Below are 7,542 nucleotides of genomic sequence, written 5' to 3'. Positions count from 1 at the left end.
AAACATCGAATCCCCATCATAAGCAGTACCTATGGAACTGATATCTTTCATAATCGAAACAACCGGAATAAGATTTATCCCGTTTTTTATCTGATCCCAATTAAAATCAATCCATAATGCCAATGGAAATAGTGTTACGGAAATAACCATTAACATGTATATAATAAAGAGAAAGTAAAGAAATTCTTTTAACCAATTAACTTGTTTTTTGTTTTTGTGTTTAACACCTACAAAAATTCCACGTCTAAGAATATAACAGGTCACTCCAAAATAAATGATTAAACTGCCATTTAGTAATACCATGTGTTTTTCACTACTTTCTTATGTTACTTGTGTTAGATTAATTGACAAACTTCTCTACCACTAACTAAAACTAGTTGATATCAAATCCTTTCTTCGATAAACGCTTAACACTATTCCGATTAAAAAGGAATTAAGCAAAACCGGCATTAACCCATAGCTAATAAATGGCAATGATATGGAGGTAATTGGAAAAACGCCGAGTACCATACCGATGTTACTAGCCAACTGCACACCATAAAGTGCAACAGCACCAATCAGAAGAAGTTTAGCGAAAGAATCATGGACCTTGTTGGAGATGACAATAAATCTCACCATGATAAGAGAGAGTATGATAAACAGTGCGATTGCAAATAGCCAGCCATAAATATAGGTTAAGCTTACAAAAACAAAATCTGTATGCGCTTCCGGGATAAATTCCTTTTTCCCCAGGTTACCAAACCAGCCAGCTTTTGACATCAATTCTTTCATACGTAATACTTGATAACCCGCTCCATCTGAATATTTTTCTGGATTTAAAAATGCTAGCAATCTTTGTTTATGGTAAGTCCTGAAGAATGGCAAATAAGTAAATACAACAATCAAGAACAATCCAACCGTAATTCCTGTTATAACCAGTAACGTTTTCCTACTGAATTTACTCCACCAAGGCATCACGAATACCATTACTGTATACATAAAGGTGATTGGAATACTTGGTACGTTTAGGAATAAGAAGAATGGGATAAAAAATAAAATGGCAAATTTCCAGACTTTGAGCTTCTCATTATTTAAAAATGAAGCCCAGGCAAGGAAAAAGAATGGCAATGCCATTGAACTTTCTATATTAATAAGGGGCACAATTCGTAGCATTGGTATTCCATTAATCACCGCATTGTGAAGGAACTTGATGACAAGTAGTAATATTACTCCGAGTGTATAAAACAACCAACCTCGCGTTTTCCATTTACGATAATCGATTAACATGATGCCAATTGCTACGGTACCGCCAAGTAGTACAATGATTGCCTTAATGACAGAAAAATGTCTTGAATCCATGTATTCCATAGAAATCAACGGTAAAAATCCAAGCCCTAATGTTGTAACCAATAGGATAATCATGAACCAATCAACCTTTGGCTTGTGAAGCTGGTTCATCTGTTTTCCCAATTTGATCGGGCTTCCCATCTGCTCAATAGCCTTCTCCTCGGCCTCTGCTTCCGGTAATCCCTTCTCCACCCATAAATTCTTTGCTTCCTGTAAATGATAACCTAATTCATCGGTAACATATTTCTTGGCTTCCTTTGATTTAATTTGTTCTGTAACCTCATTTAAAAAGATATACTTTTTATTTGCCACGTTGATCTCACCCCTCAAGCAATTCTTTAAAAGCAAATCGTTTCTTTGATTGTCGTTTTGCTGCTTTTTGCAGGATTTTTTTGCCTTTATCGGTAAGCCGATAATATTTTACTTCCGATTCGTTCCAGGTTGCTTGGATACATTGGTTCTGTTCCAATCGATGGAGCAGAATGTATAAAAATCCTTCGGAATCTTCGAATTTTCGAATTCCACGCCCTCGTAAAAGTTTTGCTAATTCGAAACCGGTTTTCTCATGGACAAGAAGTTGCATGACAGCAAGTAATACATCCTCTTCATTTTCGTCCTGTTTATTGATTTTTTTACGAATGTCTTTTCGGAGCTGCTCGGTAAAATTCAACTGAGAAAAAGTAGTTCGATCCATTGAATTTTTTAAATTCTTTAAACGATCCTCCATGATTTATGCCTCCAATCGTTCTTTTAGAAGTTCTTTTGCACGTTTCAATCTGGTTTTAACCGTGTTATCACCAGTATCGGTAAGTACTGCGATTTCCTTAATCGACAATTCCTCATAATAAAAAAGATAAATCACTTCACGATATTTAATCGGCAGCTTCATAATCGCCGCAATCAACTCATCATCCTCTTCTTTTTGGATCACGACCTGCTCCACTATTTCCTTCTTAGTTCGACTGTTTGCCGGTTCTTCATCCGTCATGACCACGTTTCTGTTATACCAGCTTTTCAGATAGTCCTTGCAATGATTGATGGCAATTCGCCATAACCACGTCCGCAGCTTCGATTTTCCGCTATATGTATGAAGAGATTTGTAACATTTAATAAAAATATCCTGGGTCAGGTCCTCAGCAAGCCCTTTATTTTTTACATAAGAATAAACAAGCTGCAAGATCTCCTGCCCGTATCTGATCATAATTTCATCAATAAGAACTTCCTTATCTTCAGTTTCTATCACTTCTGCTGTTAATTCTTCCACGTTTCTCCCCCTCCTTACTATCTTTTAGACGACGTATCCCTTTAGCAGGTTTTTAATTTGAAAAAAATTCATGAAAAAAGGATAGAAAAAGCAGAAATACTGCCTCAATCTATCCCAAAATATTTACTCATTTTCAGAGGAGCTATTTTCATCCCGATGAAACCATAGCGGTTCATCATCATCTACGTCACCATTATAGTTGATTAGGATTTCTTCCCCTGCTTTTATATCCCTGTATGCATAGAAGTCAAACGTGTGATTCGGAAAGTTAATCTCATAAATGGCATTTGGCTGATAGGAATGGTTAAATAGCATGCCGTATCCCAAGAGAAGCGCCGTATGGTTTATGCCGTACTCAAATGCATAGTCAGCCAGCAATGTTTTTTCAATATGAACATGCTCCTCATTAGGGTAAGGAATAACAGGTGCTGCATGAATAAGCTCCCCTTTTGCGATATCACATGTTGCAAATACCCCTCTATTTAAATCCCCATCACTAAGCTTCGAAGTTCTTACCTCAATCATATTTATCACCTATAAAGTTCTTTCCAAAGAAGTTATTAATCATACTTAAGCTTGCCATTATATTGTGAAGAAAGCAACTGTTTAATAGTACTTTTTTAATTTCCTACATTTTTGGTACCTGACACCATTTAGTAGTTACTGGTATTGTTAACTTGAAAATCCTTAGATATCACTTCTATAAAATTTTAGTAGAGATGAGTTTTTCCAAATTTCCATATACTAATTAAAAAATTGTCTAAATTTGTGATTCATAATAGGCCTCTAAATTTTATATCTCCTTTATTTTGCTATCAATACGTTAAATCCCTTTCCTTGTTCACCAACCAAAAACAATATTTTTTTCACGGTTATATTTTCCTCCTAACAATCATAAAATAGAATATACGTTCGTAGGGAGGCGAGGATATTGTTAAATAATAATGAGTCCTTAATAACAGGTGAGATGTTGGTCAGGTATTACGAGCTGAATAAACAGAAAAAAGAAATTGAACTAGAAATGAATCAATTAAAGGATGCGTTTCAAACCTATTTTAATAATCTAGTAGGTTCAAATCATAAAGGGGAAATTACCATCAGCGGCTACAAGCTGCAAAGGCAAATTCGTAAAACGGAAAAATATAATGAAGAAGAAACGATTAAAAGATTAGAAGAGTTACATATGAATGATCTTATTCAAGTAGTTAAAAAACCGGATGATTTAAAAATAAAAGCAGCTCTCAATCTTGGATTGTTAAATACCAACCATTTAGATGGCTGTATTTTTACGAGCTACTCCCCAGCCATTTCAGTTAAGCCGTTAACACCGAGATGATAGTATACACATTCAGTCGTTTTACTTGAATTTGAAAATATTTAAAACAGAATGGTATAATTATACTTGTTTAACATTAAAAAGCATCGGAGGTAAAAATATGTCTGTTGATGTTTATTTGAATTTTAATGGGAACACGCGCGAAGCGGTGGAGTTCTATGCCCAAGTTTTCGAAACAGAAAAACCAAAAATTATGACTTTTGGAGATTCACCGCAAAATCCAGATTATCCGCTTCCAGAGGAAGCAAAAAATTTGGTCATGCATGCACGGCTTGACATAGATGGCAGCAATGTCATGTTTTCTGATGTTTTTCCTGGCATGCCTTTTATCGAAGGAAATAATATAAGCCTAGCAATCGTAAATCAGAACAAGGATAAAATTATCTCTTATTATGACAAATTAAAAGAAGGCGGTACTGTTGTTATGGAACTGCAAGAAACCTTCTGGAGCAAATGCTATGGGCAAGTTAAAGATAAGTTTGGTATTGAATGGCAATTAAATTATGACAATGGAGAAATGTCCATATAAATTAAAAAGTATGAAGAATCTTCTACAAAAGAAAAGATTCTTCATCCTTTTTTTGTTAAACTTCGAGTTGTTGACTAACATTAGATAGAATTTGTTCTTCTTCCCATCCTTTACACACATCCAGCCACTCAATTGCAGAAGAATACTGAAATAATTCATCCTTCGTTAATTCGATAGCCGAGTTCGTACTGCCACAGGCAGGGAATACGGTCTCGAATCGCTGCATTGATACATCAAGATAAACCTCAAGATCATTTTTCAAACCAAAGGGGCAAACCCCGCCGATGGCATGTCCTGTTTGCTCGAGTACTTCATCAGGAGTGAGCATCCGAGGTTTGAAACCAAATTTCAGCCTGAATTTCTTGTTATCAACCTTGGCATCACCAGCAGCAACAATCAGAATGGCTTTTTCCTCAGCACCCCTAAAGGAAATGGTTTTAGCAATCCTTGCTGGCAATACCCCAATTGTTTTTGCAGCTTCGTCTACAGTAGCACTTGAAGTTTCAAATTCCATTACATCTCCATCACGATTCCATTGTTTGAAATGGGCTTTTACACTTACCAATGACACCTTTTTCATCCTTTCCATATGTATAATATTGTATAATACCATACGGTTAAGGGATTAAGCGATAAGGTGGCTTGTATTTAACAGCAATTCTACTAGTAAGCCACCCCTCAATGATGCCATGACCCTCTAGCAATAGCAAAGTAAGAAGCTAGCATATTGCTAAACCACTGATAGCTAAGCATATACCAATACTAGCTTATTCCCAATTTATATATTGATTTTCGATACTATTAAAATTAATCCTTCCTTTTTGCATCATGGGTGGACAAATCGTGTTATACTTTTGGATTTTCTTATTAATTTCATCAATCATATCCTTTGCTTCCGACTCCTTCGTATCGTCCCCCTTTAATTTTATTGTTTTCGCAATCTCTTGCCTTATTTCTTTTTGCAATTCTATAAATGGCGGTAAGTACCCCGCCTCTTTAGCAGTCTTTGTAAAATTAGCATAAATATCACCTGAGAATAGATGTGAAGGTAATGGTTTACCGAATCCAGGATGATTTTTAATGTCCTCATCTAAATTGTAATCATTCGATTTTTGATTCAGGGATTCATCTTGTCCATCTTTTTTTAATGACATATATTTTGGCCTCCTTTCTAGTTGGGTGCTTTTATTTTCATAATTCTCTATTTATTGTTCGAATTCCTCCAATTCAGAAAAAAGTGATCAACTTCTTTGTATTTTTAAAATAACTATAAAACCAGCAATCTAATAGTGTTATAATTTTTGTAATATTTATAGAATAAGATTTAAGCATTGCTTTGTTTTGGAGGGATTACATGAATTCGCAAGGTGTGGTTTTGCCCTACCCAAGGGCTAAAGGAATTATTTTAGTACTAATAGCAGCAACTTTTTGGGGAGTCTCCGGGACCGTTGCCCAATACCTGTTTCATCAGCAAGGATTTAGCACAAACTGGCTTGTAGTGACCCGGCTAATTTTTTCAGGGATTGGTTTATTGCTGTTTTCTCAATTTGTCGCTAAACAAAATATTTGGAGTGTTTGGAAAAATAAACAAGATGTCGTCCGCCTCATCATATTTGGAACCATTGGCATGTTCGGCGTTCAATATACTTATTTTGCTGCTATTGAACATGGAAATGCTGCTACCGCAACAGTTCTACAATATTTGGCGCCTGTCATCATCGTTTGCTACCTATGCCTTCGGGCAAAATCATTACCTGCCAAACAAGAAGTAATCGCAATTGTCCTAGCCCTTTTTGGAACCTTTCTTCTTGTAACGAAAGGAAGTATCCATTCACTTTCCATATCAGGTCCGGCATTTTTCTGGGGAATTCTTTCCGCATTTGCCCTTGCTTTTTATACGCTCTATCCAGGCAGTTTGCTGTCAAAATGGGGATCACTAATGACAGTGGGATGGGGTATGACAATTGGCGGGTTCGGCTTTAGTTTCATCCATCCTCCTTGGAAATTTCAAGGTCATTGGAACCTGACATCCTTTTTGGCCGTTGTTTTTGTTGTCGTGTTTGGCACATTAATTGCCTTCTTTTGCTTTATGGAGAGCTTGAAATTCATCCACGCATCCGAGGCAAGTCTGCTCGCCTGCGTTGAACCATTATCTGCTGCTTTTTTGTCTGTTGTATGGCTTAATGTCTCCTTTACACCTGCCGAGTGGATTGGTTCTTTTTCAATTATTGCTACCATTTTTATTTTATCGACTGCAAAAAGATAAATTTTTTTAACATTTACATAAAAAAAATAAGCAGACCGGTTGGCCTGCTTATTTTTTTTATTCACCTAAATCCACATTGTGGTACACTTGCTGCACATCTTCTAAATCTTCCAATACATCAATCATTTTTTCAAATTTTGCAAGTCCATCTTCTGGAAGCGTGATTTCATTTTGTGGCAGCATCGTTAATTCGGCAACGGTAAATTCAGTGATCCCCGCCTGCTTGAATGCTTCCTGTACAGAATGGAACTGGTCTGGTTCGGCATAGACGATCACAGAATCCTCTTCTTCGATGATGTCACGGACATCGACATCTGCTTCCATTAGAAGTTCAAGCACTTCATCAGCTGATTTTCCTTCTATTCCGATGACCGCTGTGGCGTCAAACATGTATGCAACAGAACCACTAACTCCCATATTTCCACCGTTTTTACCAAATGCAGCACGGACATCTGATGCTGTACGGTTCACGTTATTTGTTAACGCATCAACGATGACCATTGATCCATTAGGCCCAAAACCTTCATAACGTAACTCGGTATAGCTTTCTTCTGAACCGCCTTTTGCTTTTTCAATCGCACGATCAATAATATGTCTTGGGACATTATATGTCTTTGCACGCTCAAGAACAAATTTTAATGCCTGATTTGATTCTGGGTTTGGTTCACCCTGCCTTGCCGCTACATAAATTTCAACTCCAAATTTTGCATAAACGCGACTCGTATTTGCGTCCTTTGAAGCTTTCTTTTCTTTAATATTGTTCCATTTACGTCCCATTCTGAACACTCTCTTTCCGCTTTGAATCTACACAAATTATTATA

10 protein-coding genes and 1 pseudogene are annotated in these 7,542 nt (G+C 36.5%); 3 read left to right on the top strand and 8 right to left on the bottom strand.

Annotation, left to right across the window (positions count from 1 at the left end; all coding sequences use genetic code 11):
- The 5 genes and pseudogenes from V7150_RS08790 to V7150_RS08770 all read right to left on the bottom strand — a co-directional run.
- Positions 1-303 (bottom strand): annotated as a pseudogene (locus V7150_RS08790) (VanZ family protein); the annotation flags it as partial.
- Between the two features lie 60 nt (positions 304-363).
- Positions 364-1,638, bottom strand: a complete 1,275-nt coding sequence (locus V7150_RS08785; RefSeq protein WP_335516388.1) for an FtsW/RodA/SpoVE family cell cycle protein — start codon at positions 1,636-1,638, stop codon at positions 364-366.
- Between the two features lie 7 nt (positions 1,639-1,645).
- Entirely contained in the window at positions 1,646-2,053 is a 408-nt protein-coding gene (locus tag V7150_RS08780) for a PadR family transcriptional regulator (RefSeq protein WP_335516386.1), read from the bottom strand.
- Between the two features lie 3 nt (positions 2,054-2,056).
- A complete protein-coding gene (locus tag V7150_RS08775; RefSeq protein ID WP_335516383.1) occupies positions 2,057-2,590 on the bottom strand; it encodes a sigma-70 family RNA polymerase sigma factor in 534 nt (177 codons plus the stop codon).
- Positions 2,591-2,713: 123 nt separating this feature from the next.
- Complete coding sequence (locus V7150_RS08770) at positions 2,714-3,115, bottom strand: SET domain-containing protein (RefSeq protein ID WP_335516380.1); 402 nt, start codon at positions 3,113-3,115, stop codon at positions 2,714-2,716.
- Between the two features lie 406 nt (positions 3,116-3,521).
- On the opposite strand from V7150_RS08770, the gene V7150_RS08765 reads away from it, so the two are divergent.
- Positions 3,522-3,926, top strand: a complete 405-nt coding sequence (locus V7150_RS08765) for a hypothetical protein (protein ID WP_335516378.1) — start codon at positions 3,522-3,524, stop codon at positions 3,924-3,926.
- Between the two features lie 100 nt (positions 3,927-4,026).
- Complete coding sequence (locus tag V7150_RS08760) at positions 4,027-4,455, top strand: VOC family protein (RefSeq protein WP_335516375.1); 429 nt, start codon at positions 4,027-4,029, stop codon at positions 4,453-4,455.
- A gap of 55 nt (positions 4,456-4,510) precedes the next feature.
- Here the strand turns inward: V7150_RS08760 and V7150_RS08755 are convergent, their stop codons facing one another.
- Both V7150_RS08755 and V7150_RS08750 read right to left on the bottom strand, forming a co-directional pair.
- Positions 4,511-5,026 carry a YbaK/EbsC family protein gene (locus tag V7150_RS08755; protein ID WP_335516371.1) on the bottom strand — a complete coding sequence of 172 codons (516 nt, stop codon included), beginning with the start codon at positions 5,024-5,026 and terminating at the stop codon, positions 4,511-4,513.
- A gap of 196 nt (positions 5,027-5,222) precedes the next feature.
- On the bottom strand, positions 5,223-5,609 hold the full coding sequence (locus tag V7150_RS08750; RefSeq protein ID WP_335516368.1) for a DnaJ family domain-containing protein: 387 nt from the start codon (positions 5,607-5,609) through the stop codon (positions 5,223-5,225).
- 200 nt (positions 5,610-5,809) lie between these two features.
- Between V7150_RS08750 and V7150_RS08745 the strand changes: the two genes are divergently transcribed.
- Entirely contained in the window at positions 5,810-6,721 is a 912-nt protein-coding gene (locus tag V7150_RS08745; protein WP_335516366.1) for a DMT family transporter, read from the top strand.
- A 57-nt stretch (positions 6,722-6,778) separates the two neighbouring features.
- On the opposite strand, the gene V7150_RS08740 is transcribed toward V7150_RS08745, so the two are convergent.
- The gene (locus V7150_RS08740) at positions 6,779-7,498 is read right to left on the bottom strand and encodes a YebC/PmpR family DNA-binding transcriptional regulator (protein ID WP_335516363.1); all 720 of its coding nucleotides are present in this window, start codon (positions 7,496-7,498) and stop codon (positions 6,779-6,781) included.
- Positions 7,499-7,542 lie beyond the last annotated feature (44 nt).

Source organism: Neobacillus drentensis (assembly GCF_036965245.1).
GTDB lineage: Bacteria > Bacillota > Bacilli > Bacillales > Cytobacillaceae > Neobacillus > Neobacillus drentensis_G.
The sequence above is the reverse complement of the archived record's forward strand: the minus strand, read 5'-3'. Positions and strand labels throughout refer to the sequence as shown.